The following is a 16690-nucleotide window of genomic DNA, read 5'->3' on the forward strand; positions in this document are numbered from 1 at the left end:
CTCATGCCGCCACCTTCCCTGCTTGCGCCTCAGCGTCGCGCACACGGCGGTACTGCTCGCCGATGGTGGTCAGCGTGTAGCCGGTCGCAGGATGCAGGAACCAAATCTTCTGCCAGTTGCCGCGCACCGCGTTGCGGAAGACTGCACGCCAGTCCGCATAGCGCTTGGCGTCTCCGCTGTATCGGTCCGCAAACGACAACCACGCCAGCTCGATGAACTCCTCGGGGATTGCTGCTTTGTCCGCCCAGGCGAAAACCGGGTCGTCAGCACGGATTGCGTCCTCGTCACCGAGCGATGCGTTCCAGCTGTCGAAGGTCTGCATGCGCGTCTTCGGCGAAGCACTGGCGGATGCTTCGCTGCTGTTTCTTGTAGGTTCTTTACGGTTAGACGGCATCTCCTGCGGGGGTTGGTGCACGTGCTGCGGGGGTTGGTGCACGTGCTGCGGGGGTTTGCGCATCTCCTGCGGGGGTAAGGGTGCATCTCCTGCGGGGTGCATCTCCTGCGGGGCGAGGGAGGTGCTGTGGTTTCCGCCAGCGTTTGCGGGGTTCGTCACCCGCTGGTTGAGGCACAATTTGTTGCCGACGACGTTCTCAAGAAGCTGTGTCTCGGCCCGATTCGCCTCTAGGCGCGTGGCGTACTCCGCCAAGATTTCACGCTTGCAGGAATCCTTCTCGCTGGCGAGCCATGCAGAGTGCGCTCCCGACCCGAAATAGACATCGGCCTCCGGTGCGCAGGCACAGGTGCGGCTTCCGACATAGAAGCGCCCCGTGGGAAGATGCGTTATGCGATAGACGTAGTGGGCCTCGCGAGCGGACGTCCCAGTGAACGATCCGGGTGTGAGCCAGTACCGCGTATGTCGACCGTTTGATCTGTCAGTGGTAAGGACGCCGTTACCCTCAAGCCAGCGGATCGCACTTTGGACAGCCCGCTCGCTGAAGCAAGTGCGTTCGGCGATGGTGGGTATGGACGGCCAGCAGTGGCCCTGATCGTTCGCATTGTCTGCGAGGGAGATCAGAACTGCCTTGGGGGTCGGCGGCATCTGCATCGGCCAGCACTGGGACATGATCAGCGTGCTCATGCCAAACGCCCTGCCCGCTCCATGCGCTTTATCTGGCCCGAGCTGCGGCTCTCGCATTCGCGCTTCATGTCGAGCCAGTAGGCACGCGCCAGGTTCCGCTTACCGGCAACGGTGGCGGCACGCATAGCCCTAGCAATGCGACGGATACGGCGCTCGCGCTTCCAGTCTTCGATCAGCTGCTGGATCATGCCGCAGCCCTCGCCCGATCCACGGCTGCACTGGCATGCCGGGCAATCTGCGCTGCAATCGCCTGCAGGTCGCCGCAGATTCCGCCGATGGCCAGTGCTTCATTGGCGGTGATGCGGCCGTCATCTAATGCGTCGCCAATGATCTGGCACAGCTTCCCCTTGATCTCGCCAGCATCGATCAGCGCGGCAACGAGCGAACCTGCTTCGGGAACATCAGTCAGCACGACCGTGTAGCCGTGCTCGGCGGCCAGGGCATGCAGGATGCGGTGGTCGCCCGTCAGCCCCATGATCTCGCTGGCCTCGGTCAAGGTCAGATGGTGCGTGCGGGTATTGGGATTGACCTTGCTGCGCAGAACCGCCGCAGACATTGGCTTCTCTTCGCCGCGGTCATTGGTAGAGATGAGGCGTGTGGCCAGGGCCACGCTGCCACCGGGATAGTCGAGAACGGTTTTATGTGCTGCGTCGGCGATGTGCATCGGGCTGGGTACCTGAACGTAATATTTGGCGACCGCCCTGGCCAAGATGTGCGCCATGGACGCACTACAGAGACGGCTCAGAGCAGCGAGGAAACGGGCGCCGAATGTCACGACGATCATTCGGTGGAAAGGCAGCGTGTTCGCGCTGCGGTGGGTCAACGAACGGATGGACGTTCGACTGCTACGGAAGGGTTGAGACGTGGACAGGAGAGGCGTCGCCCCCCTTGCGGTAGGCTGCTGTTTCCACACGAACAGCCCGCAAGGAGGGCAACATGGACTTAGAAGCGCGAATCGAGAGATTGGAGCGGGAAGCCGGCGCGCATCGTCAGGAGCTGGACATCCTGATCGGGCGCACGAACGCCCTACACCAGGTGCTATTCCAGTTCGCCTTGGACAGGGACAACTCCACGCAAGTCCTCATGGAAAGGCTCGCGCAAGCAAACGAGCGAGCGCTCGCCGAAATGCTGCAGAGCGACCTTCCGGAGACGACGATCTCCGAACATCGTCGAGTGGCTCAGGAGTTCGTTGCTCTGTTGAACAATGCGCGCCTTGGGTTCCAGGCACCCGAGCAGCACTGACTTCAGTCGCTCTGCCGCCTTCGGCACTTGAGCTAGATAGACCCGTGCAGAAAATTCGGCCAGTCGCGTCACGATCAAAGGCGATGGTGGGGATGCCGTATGCATGCGGCTTAGGATTGCCATGGGCATTGAGGTCGACCAGTGCAAAACGCTCTGTAGTGAGCACGATGCGGTCAGGCAGCTTCGTGCCGCTCACGCCCTCCGATGCATTCGGCTTCAACAGCCAGTCGCGCACCCACAGCCGGGGATTAAAGCGGTCAGGCAGCATCGGCCACCTCGGCGTCGGGGGTGGCGGGCGGCCAGATGTCGGGCCGCAGTTCGGTCAGAGAGACAGCCCCCTGGCTCTGAACGTGCAGCTGGCGCACCAGGCCGCCATCGAAGCGCTGGCCTTTGCTCATCGCCTTGCGGAGATAGCCAATGGAAGTGCCAGCGCGAACGGCGTAGTCGGCCTGCTCGGCTGGGGTCAAGGTCGTGAGGTAGCTGCGCAGAGTGTCCATGCGCCAAATATTACTTTTTGGTAATTCTGAGTCAATACCTTTTGGTCAATTACCGATAGGTAAGGGAAAATCGGCTATGACCTCGACAGACCCCACCATCGTTGCGCTGCGCCGCGCCCGCCTGCGCGCCTGGATCGATGACCGCCACGCCGGTGTGCAGGCATCCTTCGTGGCTGCTGTCAGCATCAATCAAGGCGAGCTTTCCGGCCTGCTGAATGGAAAGAAGTCATTCGGTGAGAAAAAAGCTAGGTCGCTCGAGCAGGCTGCCGGCATGCCAAGCGGCTATCTCGACAGTGACTCAACTGCAACCGCTGCGGCCTCTACTGTCTTAGCTGCTGAGACCCCTTCGGGATACCTTCGCCTCCAGCTTTTTGAAGGAGCAGCAGGGATGGGGCAAGGGGTGGTGAACCAGGATTTCCCAGAGGTTATGAAGGTCATGGAGGTGGCCGAATGGGAGGTTCGCCGAAAGCTCGGCTTTCTCCCGAAACCTGGGCGAATCCAAATCATCACTGGGCGCGGACCATCAATGCGCCCCAAGATTGAAGATGGCGACATCGTATGGATCGACACGTCAATCGACTACTTCGACGGCGACGACTATTACCTGATCAGCTACGACGGTGAGACACAGATCAAGATGCTGCAAAAGCGAAGCGATGGTTTGTATGTAGTGAGCGCGAATCCTGAATTCAAAGAGTGGCGCTGCGATCCAACCGATCTTGCGGTTCGTGGAAAAGCGCTCGTACACGCCGGATTTCGCAGGTTCTAACAGGCCTGCCAGGGGATTGCAGCCTTGTTGCCATTGATCGCTGCTCAACGGATGGCCAACGGTAGCCGTCCACATAAGATGGGGGTTGCATGAAGATTGGTCTGATCGCGATAGGCGTACTAGTAGGTGCTTTGCTGTCCGGTTGCCTTCAACCGACGAAGCAACCACGGGCAGATCAGATTAGAGATGTGTCTGCTGATCGGTTATTTGACTTTGGCGCCCAGGCAGAACCTACGGGTTCGATTTCTGTTATCCGCGACATTGGCATGGTCGGAGCCGGCTGTCTCTTGGGGCTTTACATAGATGGCAAGCCTGCTGCGCACCTCAACGCTGGCGAGCGCGCATCAATAGCTCTGAGCGCAGGGCGGCACGTTATTACTTCTCGATCGGTTGGCGGCCGGGGTCTTTGCGGGGTTAATAGCGAAGAGCGCCAGGTCGCGCGCAGCCACAGCCTTGAGATCATGGTCGATCCAGGGCAAACCCGCTCCTACCGCATCCACACCGTGCTCGAAGGTGAGTCCAGCATCGAGCCCGCGCTGTAAGAGTTGGGCCTGGAGCCATCACCGCAGCCGACTTTCCTATGTCAAAAATAATTACCATCTGGTATTGACATAAAATTACCGTTTGGTGATCTACCTCCATCGCAACGAACTCCCCGGATCCCACCGGGGACGTGCGACGGAGAACGTAGATGTCCAGCACCCGCCACCCGTACCACCCGCAATGCGGCTGCGCGACCTGCAGCCGGCACGAGCTGTCGGACGAGCGCGCCGACGTCCTGGCTGGCGCCCTGCACCGCTCTGGCCACGTGCTCAGCGAAGCGCTTGGCGAACTGACCGACGAGCAGCTGGGCCTCATGGCCGGCCATATTGCAGATGGCAACGACGCCGCTGCCGCCGAGATCCTGCGCATCGCCGTCGCCGACTACCTATCTCAGCTGATCAGCGGCCGCATGGACGACGTGGACTGCTCGCGCATCGAGGCGGTGCAACACTACCTGGCGGTTTACGAAGCCAAGCCGGCGCCGGTCGCCGCGATGCCATGGCGGGTGGCTGCATGAAGACCATCCCGCAGTGCGGACCGAACGGCATCTGGGATCACCTCGGCTACTCGATTGACCGGTGTGCTCGCGGCGGCCGAACCATCACGCGCCCGGACGGATCGGTGGTCGACACCATCACGCGAGCACATGAGCGCGAGGACGGCTATGCGCGCGAGCTGCGTGCTGGGAAAGCAGAGCTGGCTTCTCATGGCTTCGAGATGGAGGAAGAGGCATGAGCGCCCCTGTCAATGTGCTGGCGGTGATGGATTCTGTGATCGCTGGTGAGCGCGAATGGGGCGCATACGAAGCTGCCAATGCACTGACGAATGCCCGCGCTGCAGTGGCCGAGCTGATCGAAGCAGCGTCAGGGATTGAGGGGCTTGCGCGCTTGCGAGCCGCCCCGCTCCGGGACTACCGAGCCGCGGTTGATCGGCTTACCGCTGCCCTGGCCCGCGTTGGCGGTGCCGCATGAGCGCCGTCATCCCCTTCCCTGTTTCTGCCCGCGGCGCCGATTTGGTGCGCGCCATTGCCACGGAGCGCGGCTACGGCCCGGTGGTAGCTGGCCAGCTGGCCCGGACCTTCCGACCCGACAACCTGCGCCCTCTACGCGTGCAGGCATCGCAGCACGTTCGCGAGCCTGACGAGTCTGCGACCGCGTTCGGCGACGGCCCGGAGGCTGCGTGATGGACAAGATGGACCAGAAGGAATTTCAGCGCCACGTGCTGCGCGAGGACGTGCCGTTCGCCCTGATTTGCATGGCCATCGGCTCAGTTTTGACGCTGCTGGCGCAGGTGGTGTTCTCGTGATTGGCCGCAGCTACGCCGGCTTTGCGTGGCTGTGTGCGTCAGTGCTGTTCCTGGCCGCGCTGGCGCTGTTCGCCTACATCCGGAACGCGCACGGCATCTGCTCGGCGGTGCTGGTTGTCGGCTTCGTGCTGTCGCTGCACCTGCCCCAGAGTTGGAGCAATGCCCGAGCACGTGCGCACCGCGCCGAGCCGCCGCCGGCTGTCGACCCCTCCATTTCCTTTACCAAACAGCCGCGCCGCGGCGTCCGTTGATCCCCGCCGGCGCGCCGGCACAACCCGACGAGGTTCCAATGTTTCAACTCGATAAACACGAGGCGTCCATCGCCAACGTCAACCAGCGCATCCAGCGCCATGGCGAGGAACGTCAGCTGGCCGCCGACATCAAGTTCGTGCTGAGCGTCAGCAACGAAGCGCTCGATTCGTTCGACCCCACCCTGCGCCATGACCTGTTCCGCAAGCCGGCGAAGGGCGAGCAGCAAGATTTGCCGCAGATCGGCGGCGACGGTCTGACCGCGGTGAAGCATCCGGCGCTGGAGCCGTTGAAGCTGAGCCACGAATTCACCGGCTTCGAGATGCACCTGGACGGCCTGCTGCAAGCCGGCAACCCGATTGTGCTGGTCGACGTGAAGCTGAAGCGCTTCGTGATCGAGCCGAAGGAAGGCGGCAGCCTGGCCATGTCGTTCACCGCATCGGCCGAGGTCGAGCCGCAGGAGCTTGCCGAGCTGTCGGAAGCGCTGATCCGCGAGGACGTGCTGCTGACGCTGATCGCGCCGAAGCGCGCCGGCACTGTTGCCGAGGATCTGGCCGAAGGCAGCGACACGCTCGATGCGCAGGACTCGGCCGCAGCCGCTGCCGAACTCGCACGCTTGGCCGAAGCCGGCCAGAAGGCTGCCGCATGAACGCGCCTCTGCATATCGCGCTGCAGGACGTCGAAAGCCGCCAGATCGCGGCGATAGGCCACGACGCCGCCAGCCAGACGCTGGCCGTGCGTTTCAAGAGCTGGAAGGGCGAAGCGACATCGCTCTACCACTACGACAACGTGACCGCCGAGGACTACGCCGCGCTGCAGGCGGCCGAATCCAAGGGTGGCCACTTCAACAAGGTGATCAAGGCAGACCCGGTGCGCTGGCCCTATCGCAAGGTGGAAGACCGCCCGCTCGCCGACGCGGCCTGATCCCGAACCCTGATCCGTGGCAGGTGTCCACGGACGCGATCGCACCGCGCATTGACCCTCGAAGGTCAGACGTTAAAGGCAGGAAGGGAACCGCCCGCACCGCCGATACGTGCGCAAGAAGGAGCGGAAGGCAAAAGCCTATGCAGTCGGGAAAGACCGGCCGTCTGGAAGCCCTTGGGTAGTTTCGTTGGACGTAAAAGCACAGCAAGGGAACACGGTCGGCAAGGTGCCATGAACCTTGTCTTCCCTGGGCAACACGGCGGTGAGAGCCCCGCGCCGGAGACGTACCCGGCACCTATCCATAGCGGAGCGGCCTGCGATCAACGAGCGTTCCTGTCTGTCGTATCGAAGACGAGGCCGCTCCGCTATGGAGGGAAAAGCGAAGTAGTGACTCGCTCAAACGTGACACCAGCAAATTGCCGAAAGCAATGGCACGACTGAGGCGGATATCTGGTAAGCCGCCGCCGGAATCACACCACCGGCCCCCTCCACCCATCGACAACACGCCGGCGCCGCCGGCAGGAGATTGCAGTGAGCAACGTAGCCGTCATTCCGCAAAACCAACAGGGTGCAGTTGCCACGCAGCCGCGCCAACAGTTCGACCTCAGCCCGCAGACGTTCGAGCAAGCGCTGACCTTTGCCGATTACCTCGCCGACAGCGACCTGGTCCCGAAGGACTTCAAGGGCAAACCCGCGAATTGCCTCATCGCCATGCAATGGGGTGCAGAGCTGGGTTTGAAGCCGCTGCAGGCACTGCAAAACATCGCGGTCATCAACGGCCGGGCCGCGCTGTGGGGTGATGCTGTGCTCGCACTGGTTCGCAACTCTCCTGTCTGCGAGTTCGTTGAGGAATGGGATGCCAACGAGACGGCTCATTGCAAGGTGAAGCGGAAGGGCGAGAAGGAGACTCTGGTGACCTTCAGCATGGAGGATGCCAAGAAGGCTGGCCTGGTCGGCAAGCAAGGCCCCTGGACGCAGTACCCGAAGCGCATGCGCCAGATGCGCGCCCGCGCGTTCGCACTTCGTGACGTGTTCACCGACGTGCTACGCGGCATGGCGATCGCCGAAGAGATCATGGATATCCAGCCGACGGGCTTTGCTGGCGCTGAGCCGGCACGCGCGGCGATCGAGGGCCACGCGGAACAGCAGCTGCCGCTGTACTCGGAAGCCGACTTCTCCGCGAACCTGCCGAAGTGGTGGGACATCGTCGCCAGCGGCAAGAAGACCGCCGACGACCTGATCGCGATGTTGCAGACCCGCGCGCGCTTCACCGCGAAGCAGCTGGAGGAGATCCGCAACCCGCCGACCGACGAGGGCGAGACCCAGAGCGACGTCGCAGCCGCTGCCGGCGGCATCACCCAGACCGCGGTGGAGCGCTGAGCATGAAGACCGTCAACCTGATCCAGGGCACGCCGGAATGGCATGCCCACCGCGCTACCCACCTCAATGCCAGCGACGCGCCGGCGATGCTCGGCTGCAGCCCGTACAAGACGCGCGCGCAGCTGGTGCGCGAAGTCGCTACCGGCGTTGGTGAGGAACACGACGACGCCACGCTCCAGCGCTTCGCCGATGGCCACCGCTACGAAGCCCTCGCGCGCTCCATCGCCGAACAGATCATCGGCGAGGATCTGTACCCATGCGTCGGCGAAGAGGGGAAGTACTCGGCCAGCTTCGACGGCCTGACCCTGCTCGAAGAAACCGCGTTCGAGCATAAGAGCCTCAACGACGACCTACGGCGCGCCATGGTCGACGGTTGCACGGGCGCAGATCTGCCGCTGGTCTATCAGGTCCAGATGGAGCACCAGGCGATGGTCTCCGGCGCGGCGCGAGTGCTGTTCATGGCCTCGAAGTGGCGCGGCGATGAGCTGGTCGAGGAGCGCCACTGCTGGTACACGCCGGATCCCGAGTTGCGCGCACGCGTCAGCGCCGGCTGGGAGCAGTTCGAGGCCGATGTCGCCGCCTACGAGCATGTCGAAAAAGCGGAACCGGTAGCCAGCGGCCGCGCTCCGGATACGCTGCCGTCGCTGCACATCGCCGTGACCGGCATGGTAACCGCGTCCAACCTCGCTGAGTTCAAGGCATCGGCCATGGCTGTGCTGAGCGGGATCAACCGCGAGCTGCAAACCGACGACGACTTCGCCAATGCAGAGCAGACCGTGAAGTGGTGCAAGGGCGTCGAGGAGCGGCTGGAGGCAACGAAGCAGCAGATCCTGGGCCAGACCGCCGACATCGACGCGGTGTTCCGGACGATGGACGACGTGGCCGCCGAAGCGCGCCGCGTGCGCCTGGAGCTGGACAAGCTGGTAAAGGTCGAGAAGGACAACCGCCGCAGCCAGATCGTCGCCAACGGCGTGCAGTCGGTGCGGGAGCACTATGCGTCGATCAATGCGGGACTCGATGCGCATGCGCTGGCGGTACCGGTAACGCTGGCGGCCGACATCGGCGCGGTGATCAAGGGCAAGAAGTCGATCAGCAGCATGCAGGACGCAGTCGGCGCCGCTGCCGCCAACGCCAAGATCGCCGCCAGCCAGCAGGCCGAGCGCGTGCGCGCCAACGTGCGCGTGCTGGAAATGGAGATGGGTACTTTCGCCGGCCTGTTCCATGACCGCGTGCAGCTGTGTGCCACGAAGTCGCCGGAGGATCTGCGCAACCTGATCACCGCGCGCATCACGGAACAGAAGCGCGTCGAAGAGCAGCGGCTGGAAGCGCAGCGCGAGAAGATCCGCCAGGAAGAGACCGACAAGCTGGCGCGCGAACAGCAGGAACGCGAGGAGGCGCAACGCCTAGCCGAAGCGGTCGCCGAGCTGGCACGACGCGCCACCGCTGTGCCATCCGCGGCCGTGTCGGCGCCGGCACCGGTTGCGGCTGCACCTGCTGCTCTCTCCCCCGCTCTCTCGCAGCCGGCGAAGCCTTTGGCCGCGCAAGCGCCGGTCGTGCGCATCAAGCTCGGCGACATCAACGCCAAGATCGCGCCGCTGACGATCACTGCCGATGGCCTGGCGCAGCTGGGCTTCCTGCCGGTGACCACTGAGCGCGCCTCGAAGCTGTACGACTCCGCGCAGCTGCCGGCGATGTTCACCGCTATGCAGCAGGTGTTCGCGCGGGCCGCCACGACCAGCTATCAGCAGGCCGCCTGATGTTGCGCACCTGCACCAGCTGCGCGCGGCGCCTGCGCGAATGCCAGTTCCCGACGCAGGGCGGTCGCGTCGTCAGCGTCTGCGCGCCCTGCCGGAACGACATCAAGCGGGCGCAGACAAGGCTCGCACCGATCCGCCGGGATCCCGAGCAGATCCGGCTCAACAACGTCGCTGCGCTGTGGCATGGCCCAGTGCGGCGCACCCACCTGCTGAGGAATGCCGCTTGAACCGACAGCACTCTCGCCGCGCACCGAAGCGCAACGGCGGCTTCTCCTGGGGCCGCTTCCCGACCAGCGACGGCGCCTTCATCACCTGGCGCATGTTCCGCCGCGATCACACCTGCGCGCTCCACATGCATGCGCTGACCTTCACCGCCAAGGACGAGCCGTCCTACGTCGCCAAGCAGCTGCGCCGCGCGCGCCGGCAGCTGCGCGATCGCGTGGACGAGATCGACCTGGCCGCTATGGGAGTTGCCGCGTAATGCCGATCCTGCCCGCAAACCGTGCCCGCTACCCCAGCAATTGGAAGACGGAGATCCGGCCGCGCATCCTCGCGCGCGCCGGGAACTGCTGCGAAGGATCGCCGGATCATCCGAACTGCAGGGCGGCCAACCACGAGCCGCATCCGGAAACGGGCAGCCGCGTCGTAATCACCATCGGCCACCTTGATCACGTCCCCGAGAACTGCGACGACACGAACCTGCGCGCCTGGTGCCAGCGCTGCCATCTGCACTACGACCGCCACCACCACGCAGCTACACGGCGCCACGGCAAAGCCTTGGCCGATCTCTTGGAGCAACCCGCATGACCATGCACCCGCATGACCGCCTCGCCGCACTGGAATGGGCACTGGCTCGCGCACGCGAGGCCGGAAAGGCCGACGAGCTGGTGCGGCTGACGCACGTGCAGGCACTGCAGGAACTGCGCGACGAAGCGCAGCGGGAGGCGCGCGGTGGCTGATCCCTACCGCGAGTTCCTGGAGCGAAAGGTGCGCGTCGCGCCGTCTCTTGGGTTCGACGTATCGCCCGACGACGTGCACCCGCTCCTCAAGCCGCACCAGCGCGACAGCGTCGTATGGGCATGCTCCGGCGGGCGCCGCGCCCTCTTCCAGCGATTCGGCCTCGGCAAGAGCATGCAGCAGCTGGAGATCATGCGGCTGGCGCGCGCGCATGCCGGCGGCGCCGTTGGAATCGTGGTGCCGCTGGGCGTGCGGCAGGAGTTTCGCCGCGACGCCGGCAAGCTCGGGCTGGACACGCGCTTCGTGCGCACCAGCGCCGAGGTGGATTCGAACTTCGATGGCATCCACCTGACCAATTACGAGAGCGTGCGAGACGGCAAGCTCGATCCCAACCTCTTCACCGCGGCCAGCCTCGATGAGGCATCGGTGCTGCGCAGCTTCGGATCGAAGACCTATCAGCAGTTCCTGACCCTGTTCGATGAGGTCCGGTACCGGTTCGTCGCCACGGCAACGCCAAGCCCGAACCGCTACAAGGAACTGATCCATTACGCCGGCTTCCTGGGCGTGATGGACACGGGCCAGGCCCTCACCCGCTGGTTCAAGCGCGACAGCACCCAGGCCAATAACCTCACCCTGTATCCGCACAAGGAGCGCGAATTCTGGCTGTGGGTGGCGAGCTGGGCGCTGTTCCTGCAGAAGCCATCCGACCTGGGCTACAGCGACGAAGGCTATGACCTGCCGGAGCTGACGGTTCACTACGTCGAGGTGCCGGTGGACCACGCCAGCGCCGGCGCCGAGCGCGACGGCCAGGGCAAGCTGTTCCGAGACGCCGCAATGGGACTGAAGGATGCCGCGAAGGAAAAGCGCGACACGCTCGGCGCGCGTGTGGCTGCCGTGCAGCAGGTAGTCGGCGCCAGGCCGGACGAGCATTGGCTGATCTGGCACGACCTCGAGGCAGAGCGGCATGCGCTGCAAGCTGCTATCCCGGCGGCGGTCAGCATCTACGGCGACCAAGAGCTCGATGAGCGCGAACAGGCGGTGATCGACTTCAGCGAAGGCGTGATCCCGATCCTGTCGGCCAAGCCAGTGATCGCCGGCAGCGGCTGCAACTTCCAACGGCATTGCCACCTGTCGGTATATGCCGGCATCGGCTTCAAGTTCAACGACTTCATCCAGTCCATTCACCGCATCCAGCGGTACCAGCAGGCGCACCCGGTGGAGGTGTGGATCGTCTACGCCGAGAGCGAGCGCGAGGTGCTGGCCAGCCTGCAAGCGAAGTGGACGCGTCACGAGGAGATGGTAGAGAAAATGAGCGAGATCATCAGGGAATACGGCCTCAGCGAGGCTGCCATGGCGCAGGTGCTGCAGCGCTCAATCGGCGTGGATCGCATCGAGGCCAGCGGTACCCGCTGGACAGTCGCGAACAACGATTGCGTGATGGAGACGCGCGGCATGGCCGACGACAGCGTCGACCTGATCGTGACCTGGATCCCGTTCGCCAACCACTACGAATACAGCCCGAGCTACAACGACTTCGGCCACACCGACGACAACGCGCACTTCTGGGCGCAGATGGATCATCTCAGCACGCAGCTGCTGCGGATCCTCAAGCCTGGCCGGATCGCGGCCATCCACGTAAAGGACCGGATCCAATTCGGCGCAGTGACCGGCGCCGGCGTGCCGACGGTCAGCCCGTTCCACGCGGAGGCGATCTTCCACTATCGGTCCCACGGCTTCGACTATATGGGCCTCATCACGGTCGTGACCGACGTGGTGCGCGAGAACAACCAGACCTACCGCCTGGGCTGGTCGGAGCAGTGCAAGGACGGCACGAAGATGGGCGTCGGGTCGCCCGAGTACATTGTGCTGCTGCACAAGCCGCAGACCGATCGCAGCCGCGGCTACGCCGACGAGCCGGTGCGCAAGCAAAAGTCGGATTACACGCGGGCGCGCTGGCAGGTCGATGCGCATGCGTTCTGGCGCTCGAGCGGCCGCCGGCAGCTCACGGCTGAAGAGCTGGCGCAGCTGGGCCCGGATAAGCTGGCCAAGCTGTTCACCGAGTACAGCCTGCGCGAGGTCTACGACTTCGAAACCCACGTGCGCATCGGCGAGGAGCTGGAGGCTCGCGGCGCGCTGCCCTCAACCTTCATGTCGCTGGCGCCCGGCAGCCATGACCCGGACGTTTGGCACGACGTCAACCGCATGCTGACGCTCAACGGCGAGCAGACCCGGCGCGGCCTGGAAAACCACATCTGCCCACTGCAGTTCGACATCGTCGATCGGCTGATCCAGCGTTTCAGCAATGCAGGCGAGCTGGTGTTCGACCCGTTCGGCGGCCTGTTCACTGTGCCCTACCGCGCATTGAAGTTGGGGCGCCAGGGCCGCGCCGCCGAGCTGTCCACCGCCTATTTCATGGACGGCGTGCGGTACCTGCAGGCGGCCGAGCGCGAAATCGCCATGCCGGATCTGTTCGCGACCATCGACCTGCAGCAGGACAAGGCCGCATGAAGCCGCAGCTGTTCCCGCGCGAGCCGCGCCGGATGAAGCAGCCTGCAAAGGATCTGCTGCGTCAGCAGCTGGCCATGGCCGCCGACCACATCGAGCGGGTCACCGCCGAGAACCACGCTTTGCGCGCGATGTGCGCAGACCTCATCAACACCTGCCAGGGCAGTGCCGACCAGATGCGCGCCGCCTTGGCGAATACGGAGAAATCAGCATGAGCGAACAATCTGGCAATTCCGGACAGTTGCAGGGCGATGCGATGGCGGTTGAGGGCAGCGTTGAATTGCGCCGACGCACTGATGGTGAGCGCGCTGCATACTTCGAAGGCGTGGAACAGGGAAAGCTTATCGCCGCCCGCCAGCCGGTGGGGCAGGAGCCGGTGGCGTGGCAGTGGCGCAGCCGGATAACGGGCGGCGCTTGGGACACATGGGAAAATGGCCGGTACTGTTCCGAGCCTGCGCCTTTCATGGACGTGGAGCATCGCGCGCTTTACACCGCCCCGCCCGCGCCCGCTGCTGTGCCACCGGATGTGCTGCGCGAAGCGATGTCGCTTGCCGATGCAGTCGAGAAGAATGGGGAGTGGAACGACGGTTGCTTCTACTACAACAGGCATGCGGCGAGCGAACTGCAAACTCCGCTGACGAACCTCCGCCGCGCCCTCGCCGCCCACCCCCAGCCGGCAGCGGCTGACATCGACGCAGCGCGCTACCGCTATCTGCGTGACCAACCCGTCGAGGGCGGCCCATACGGCACGCCGCGCATCGCGATCCCGAGTTCGGAGAGCCGCGGCCAGTTTGCGAACGGCGAGGATGCCGATGCGGCAATCGATGCGGCCATTGCAGCCGCTGCCCAGGCCGACCAGCAGGCCAAGCCGGCAGGCGAGGTGCAGCCGTGACCATTCCCGCATCCCCTCTGGCCTGGCCGGCAGGCTGGAAGCGCACACCCGGTGGCGTGCGTGATAAAGCCCGGTTCGGCAAAGCCTCTCGCGCCCGCGCGGGCGGCGGCTGGGACTACGGCCGGGAGCTGACCATCGCCGAGGGTGTCGATCGCGTGCGCCGCGAGCTGCAGCGCATGGGTATAGACGATGACGACCTGGTGATCAGCACCAACCTCGAGCTGCGCCTCGATGGCCTGCCGCGATCAAACCAGCGCGAGCCGGCCGACCCTGGCGTGGCCGTCTACTGGCTGGATCGCTACGACAGGACGCAGCCGCCCAAGTGCATGGCTATCGATCGCTATGACCGCGTGGCCGACAACCTGGCGGCGGTAGCCGCAACCCTGGATGCGATGCGCGCGATCGAGCGCCACGGCGGTGCTGCAATTCTGGAGCGCGCGTTCGCCGGCTTCTCCGCCCTGCCCGCGCCGGTGGCGCCGTCCTGGCGCGAAGTGCTCGACCCCGCAGACCCCGAGGGCAGCTACCGCCGGCTGCGCTCGCAACACCACCCGGACCGCCCCGGCGGCGATGCAACCGAGTTTCGGCGCGTGCAGCGCGCATGGCACGCATACCAGCAGGAGACCTCACGATGAGCGACACGACAAACACCCCGGCCCCAATACCTGCGCCCCGCCGATTTCTGAGGATCCGCGACGTGATGAGCCGCACCGGCCTGTCCAAGTCGACGGTCTATGCCAAGATCCGGCTGAAGCAATTTCCCGCCCACGTCCCCCTTGGATCGATATCGGTCTGGGTAGAGTCCGAGATCGACGAGTGGATGGAGGAACAAGTGGCCGCTCGCGACAAGGCCGCATGAGCTGGGGGTATCTGTGGGGGCATCAAGCAACCAGCGGCTGGCCTAGCGCTTTGCGATTCAACGAGTTACGTCGAATTAAGGGTAGAGCCCACCTCACCATCTGATCGCGGAAAAGAGCAGTAAGTGCTTGATTTCGCGAAGGTTCGGCCCGGGGTTTGATGATCGATTTGAGCCTGGTCTAGGTATCAAACGAGGTATCAAACCCCGTGCCCAAGCCTTATTTTCTGCGTCGCCCTGCTGGGCTCTATGTGCGCTTCTTCGTCCCGACCGACCTCCAAGCCCTCATCGGCTCACGCTACCTCGTCCGTCCCGTTCGCTTGGCCCTTGGTGATGCTGCACGTCTGGCCGTAGCTCGAACGGCTGTGGCACTCTCCGAAGCATTCGATCGGATGCGGCAGGGAGCAAGCAGCATGAAGGACGATTTGCTGAGCCAAGCTTTGGCTGCTCTGCAAGGGAACGAAGCTCGCCCCTACACCATCAAAGTTGGTGGCATGGAGCTGTCTGCTGATGGGGCCGAAGATCATGCTCGATTGCTCGAAGCGCTAAAAAATCTTCCACTTCCCTCTTCCACAGAAGTGGCGAAGAAAGCTGGGCCTTTGTTTTCTGAACGCGCAGCCATCCATGTTCGTGAAATGAAACGGGTTGCTCGAAGTGCGACCAACATCTTTGACACCGAATACAGCTTGGGGCTGTTCGTTGCGTTGGTTGGTGACAAGCCTGTTGAAGACTACAAAGCGGATGATGTGCGGAGCTTCCTAGAAGCCATCGAGCACTATCCCAGCAACGCGAGCAAGAAGGCAGCGTTTGCAGGATTGGCTCCTGCTGACATTTTGAAGAAAGCCAAAAAAGGCGGTTACGCCAAGCTTGGGATGCGCACGAAGGAAAAGCATCGGGACCGTTTGGCTGCATTTTTTAATGCATTGGCCAGCGAAGACCTAATCAGCAAAGCCCCTCACAAGGCTATTATTAATCGGTCAAAAGCCACCACAGATGAGCCAAGTCGCAATCCATTTTCAAAAGAAGAACTCAACGCATTGTTTGAGCCTTCAAAATTTAAAATGTGGGCTTCGAAGTATCCCCATCGTTGGTTCGGCACTTTGTTGGGACTGACCACAGGTGCCCGCATCAATGAAGTTGCGCAACTTTATGTGGATGATATTGATCAAGTGGGAGGGCATTGGGGGATCCATATTCGTGCAGCACGAGCCGATCAGCGCTTGAAAAATGCGCATTCTTCCCGCTTTGTGCCCCTCCCCTCTGCGTTGATTGAAGCAGGAATTTCGGTCTATCACGATGAGGTCAAGGCAGCTGGCTTTGACAGACTGTTTCCCCATCTGCCGTATCACAGTGAACATGGCTACGGGGATGCATTGGGCGACCAATTCCGGACTTATGCTAAGAAATGCGGATTGATGCAACGACTCAAAAGCTTTCATTGCTTTCGCCACACCCTTTCCAATGCGTTGATCAATGAGCATGGTGTTTCGGTGATGACCACTCAGCAGATTACAGGGCATGATCTGACGCTCCCACCTGGGCTGAAACATTATGTTGATCCGCCCACGGTTCCAGCCCGTTTGCAAGCCTTGGAGAAGTTCGGCCCACCCGTCAATTTCCCAGCTTATCAGCCTAAGGAAGGTCTGAACAACGCGATCGGAGGATGTGGTAAGCCATATCGGTCGCGGTGACCGCGCTCAGATCCTCGGTTTTTCGCCGTTTTTGGCGCTTTTTCGGGG

General features: G+C 63.3%; 27 protein-coding genes. 23 read left to right on the forward strand and 4 right to left on the reverse strand.

Annotated elements, in window-relative coordinates:
* Position 1: 1 nt before the first annotated feature.
* The 3 genes from ACCQ03_RS10650 to ACCQ03_RS10660 are packed head-to-tail and all read right to left on the reverse strand — an operon-like array spanning position 2 to position 1901.
* The gene (locus tag ACCQ03_RS10650) at positions 2 to 1078 is read right to left on the reverse strand and encodes a helix-turn-helix domain-containing protein (protein WP_209226609.1); all 1077 of its coding nucleotides are present in this window, start codon (positions 1076 to 1078) and stop codon (positions 2 to 4) included.
* Positions 1075 to 1266, reverse strand: coding sequence for a hypothetical protein (locus ACCQ03_RS10655; protein ID WP_209226611.1), 192 nt, complete (start codon positions 1264 to 1266; stop codon positions 1075 to 1077). Before ACCQ03_RS10655 ends, ACCQ03_RS10650 begins: the two co-directional genes overlap by 4 nt.
* Positions 1263 to 1901 carry a phage regulatory CII family protein gene (locus ACCQ03_RS10660; RefSeq protein ID WP_244664058.1) on the reverse strand — a complete coding sequence of 213 codons (639 nt, stop codon included), beginning with the start codon at positions 1899 to 1901 and terminating at the stop codon, positions 1263 to 1265. Before ACCQ03_RS10660 ends, ACCQ03_RS10655 begins: the two co-directional genes overlap by 4 nt.
* A 113-nt stretch (positions 1902 to 2014) precedes the next feature.
* Here ACCQ03_RS10660 and ACCQ03_RS10665 point away from each other — a divergent pair, with 113 nt between their 5' ends.
* The gene (locus ACCQ03_RS10665; protein WP_209226614.1) at positions 2015 to 2320 is read left to right on the forward strand and encodes a hypothetical protein; all 306 of its coding nucleotides are present in this window, start codon (positions 2015 to 2017) and stop codon (positions 2318 to 2320) included.
* A gap of 257 nt (positions 2321 to 2577) precedes the next feature.
* Here ACCQ03_RS10665 and ACCQ03_RS10670 read toward each other — a convergent pair whose 3' ends face one another.
* On the reverse strand, positions 2578 to 2817 hold the full coding sequence (locus ACCQ03_RS10670; protein WP_209226617.1) for a hypothetical protein: 240 nt from the start codon (positions 2815 to 2817) through the stop codon (positions 2578 to 2580).
* Positions 2818 to 2893: 76 nt separating this feature from the next.
* Here ACCQ03_RS10670 and ACCQ03_RS10675 point away from each other — a divergent pair, with 76 nt between their 5' ends.
* The 22 genes from ACCQ03_RS10675 to ACCQ03_RS10780 all read left to right on the forward strand — a co-directional run bounded on the left by ACCQ03_RS10675 (position 2894) and on the right by ACCQ03_RS10780 (position 16642).
* Entirely contained in the window at positions 2894 to 3586 is a 693-nt protein-coding gene (locus ACCQ03_RS10675) for a S24 family peptidase (RefSeq protein ID WP_209226620.1), read from the forward strand.
* 89 nt (positions 3587 to 3675) lie between these two features.
* Positions 3676 to 4128, forward strand: coding sequence for a hypothetical protein (locus tag ACCQ03_RS10680; protein WP_209226623.1), 453 nt, complete (start codon positions 3676 to 3678; stop codon positions 4126 to 4128).
* Positions 4129 to 4277: 149 nt separating this feature from the next.
* Positions 4278 to 4646, forward strand: a complete 369-nt coding sequence (locus tag ACCQ03_RS10685) for a hypothetical protein (RefSeq protein ID WP_209226628.1) — start codon at positions 4278 to 4280, stop codon at positions 4644 to 4646.
* On the forward strand, positions 4643 to 4864 hold the full coding sequence (locus ACCQ03_RS10690) for a hypothetical protein (RefSeq protein WP_209226631.1): 222 nt from the start codon (positions 4643 to 4645) through the stop codon (positions 4862 to 4864). The genes ACCQ03_RS10685 and ACCQ03_RS10690 overlap by 4 nt, the downstream gene beginning before the upstream one ends.
* Complete coding sequence (locus tag ACCQ03_RS10695) at positions 4861 to 5100, forward strand: hypothetical protein (protein WP_209226632.1); 240 nt, start codon at positions 4861 to 4863, stop codon at positions 5098 to 5100. The genes ACCQ03_RS10690 and ACCQ03_RS10695 overlap by 4 nt, the downstream gene beginning before the upstream one ends.
* Positions 5097 to 5312 (forward strand): hypothetical protein, encoded by a 216-nt coding sequence (locus ACCQ03_RS10700; protein ID WP_126969031.1) that lies wholly within the window; start codon positions 5097 to 5099, stop codon positions 5310 to 5312. The genes ACCQ03_RS10695 and ACCQ03_RS10700 overlap by 4 nt, the downstream gene beginning before the upstream one ends.
* On the forward strand, positions 5312 to 5434 hold the full coding sequence (locus tag ACCQ03_RS10705; protein ID WP_280514366.1) for a hypothetical protein: 123 nt from the start codon (positions 5312 to 5314) through the stop codon (positions 5432 to 5434). Before ACCQ03_RS10700 ends, ACCQ03_RS10705 begins: the two co-directional genes overlap by 1 nt.
* A complete protein-coding gene (locus ACCQ03_RS10710; protein ID WP_209228019.1) occupies positions 5431 to 5685 on the forward strand; it encodes a hypothetical protein in 255 nt (84 codons plus the stop codon). The genes ACCQ03_RS10705 and ACCQ03_RS10710 overlap by 4 nt, the downstream gene beginning before the upstream one ends.
* Positions 5686 to 5723: 38 nt before the next feature.
* Positions 5724 to 6332 (forward strand): hypothetical protein, encoded by a 609-nt coding sequence (locus ACCQ03_RS10715; RefSeq protein ID WP_209226635.1) that lies wholly within the window; start codon positions 5724 to 5726, stop codon positions 6330 to 6332.
* Positions 6329 to 6607, forward strand: coding sequence for a KTSC domain-containing protein (locus ACCQ03_RS10720; protein ID WP_209226638.1), 279 nt, complete (start codon positions 6329 to 6331; stop codon positions 6605 to 6607). Before ACCQ03_RS10715 ends, ACCQ03_RS10720 begins: the two co-directional genes overlap by 4 nt.
* A 531-nt stretch (positions 6608 to 7138) precedes the next feature.
* Positions 7139 to 7987, forward strand: a complete 849-nt coding sequence (locus tag ACCQ03_RS10725) for a hypothetical protein (RefSeq protein WP_209226641.1) — start codon at positions 7139 to 7141, stop codon at positions 7985 to 7987.
* Positions 7988 to 7989: 2 nt separating this feature from the next.
* The gene (locus tag ACCQ03_RS10730) at positions 7990 to 9744 is read left to right on the forward strand and encodes a lambda-exonuclease family protein (protein ID WP_209226643.1); all 1755 of its coding nucleotides are present in this window, start codon (positions 7990 to 7992) and stop codon (positions 9742 to 9744) included.
* On the forward strand, positions 9744 to 9971 hold the full coding sequence (locus tag ACCQ03_RS10735; RefSeq protein ID WP_244664057.1) for a hypothetical protein: 228 nt from the start codon (positions 9744 to 9746) through the stop codon (positions 9969 to 9971). Before ACCQ03_RS10730 ends, ACCQ03_RS10735 begins: the two co-directional genes overlap by 1 nt.
* On the forward strand, positions 9968 to 10225 hold the full coding sequence (locus ACCQ03_RS10740; RefSeq protein WP_209226648.1) for a hypothetical protein: 258 nt from the start codon (positions 9968 to 9970) through the stop codon (positions 10223 to 10225). The genes ACCQ03_RS10735 and ACCQ03_RS10740 overlap by 4 nt, the downstream gene beginning before the upstream one ends.
* Positions 10225 to 10551: a hypothetical protein gene (locus tag ACCQ03_RS10745; protein ID WP_209226651.1), complete on the forward strand. Its 327-nt coding sequence runs from the start codon at positions 10225 to 10227 to the stop codon at positions 10549 to 10551. The genes ACCQ03_RS10740 and ACCQ03_RS10745 overlap by 1 nt, the downstream gene beginning before the upstream one ends.
* Complete coding sequence (locus tag ACCQ03_RS10750) at positions 10548 to 10703, forward strand: hypothetical protein (RefSeq protein WP_209226653.1); 156 nt, start codon at positions 10548 to 10550, stop codon at positions 10701 to 10703. The genes ACCQ03_RS10745 and ACCQ03_RS10750 overlap by 4 nt, the downstream gene beginning before the upstream one ends.
* Complete coding sequence (locus tag ACCQ03_RS10755) at positions 10696 to 13209, forward strand: DNA methyltransferase (protein WP_209226655.1); 2514 nt, start codon at positions 10696 to 10698, stop codon at positions 13207 to 13209. The genes ACCQ03_RS10750 and ACCQ03_RS10755 overlap by 8 nt, the downstream gene beginning before the upstream one ends.
* On the forward strand, positions 13206 to 13421 hold the full coding sequence (locus ACCQ03_RS10760) for a hypothetical protein (RefSeq protein ID WP_209226658.1): 216 nt from the start codon (positions 13206 to 13208) through the stop codon (positions 13419 to 13421). The genes ACCQ03_RS10755 and ACCQ03_RS10760 overlap by 4 nt, the downstream gene beginning before the upstream one ends.
* Positions 13418 to 14098, forward strand: a complete 681-nt coding sequence (locus ACCQ03_RS10765) for a hypothetical protein (RefSeq protein WP_209226660.1) — start codon at positions 13418 to 13420, stop codon at positions 14096 to 14098. The genes ACCQ03_RS10760 and ACCQ03_RS10765 overlap by 4 nt, the downstream gene beginning before the upstream one ends.
* Positions 14095 to 14730, forward strand: coding sequence for a J domain-containing protein (locus ACCQ03_RS10770; RefSeq protein WP_209226664.1), 636 nt, complete (start codon positions 14095 to 14097; stop codon positions 14728 to 14730). The genes ACCQ03_RS10765 and ACCQ03_RS10770 overlap by 4 nt, the downstream gene beginning before the upstream one ends.
* Positions 14727 to 14954: a helix-turn-helix transcriptional regulator gene (locus tag ACCQ03_RS10775; protein ID WP_209226666.1), complete on the forward strand. Its 228-nt coding sequence runs from the start codon at positions 14727 to 14729 to the stop codon at positions 14952 to 14954. The genes ACCQ03_RS10770 and ACCQ03_RS10775 overlap by 4 nt, the downstream gene beginning before the upstream one ends.
* Positions 14955 to 15160: 206 nt before the next feature.
* Positions 15161 to 16642: a tyrosine-type recombinase/integrase gene (locus ACCQ03_RS10780; RefSeq protein WP_209226670.1), complete on the forward strand. Its 1482-nt coding sequence runs from the start codon at positions 15161 to 15163 to the stop codon at positions 16640 to 16642.
* The last annotated feature ends 48 nt before the right edge of the window (positions 16643 to 16690 follow it).

The sequence above is a fragment of the Xanthomonas sp. NCPPB 3569 genome, from assembly GCF_041475645.2.
In the GTDB taxonomy this organism is placed as follows: Bacteria; Pseudomonadota; Gammaproteobacteria; order Xanthomonadales; family Xanthomonadaceae; genus Xanthomonas; species Xanthomonas phaseoli.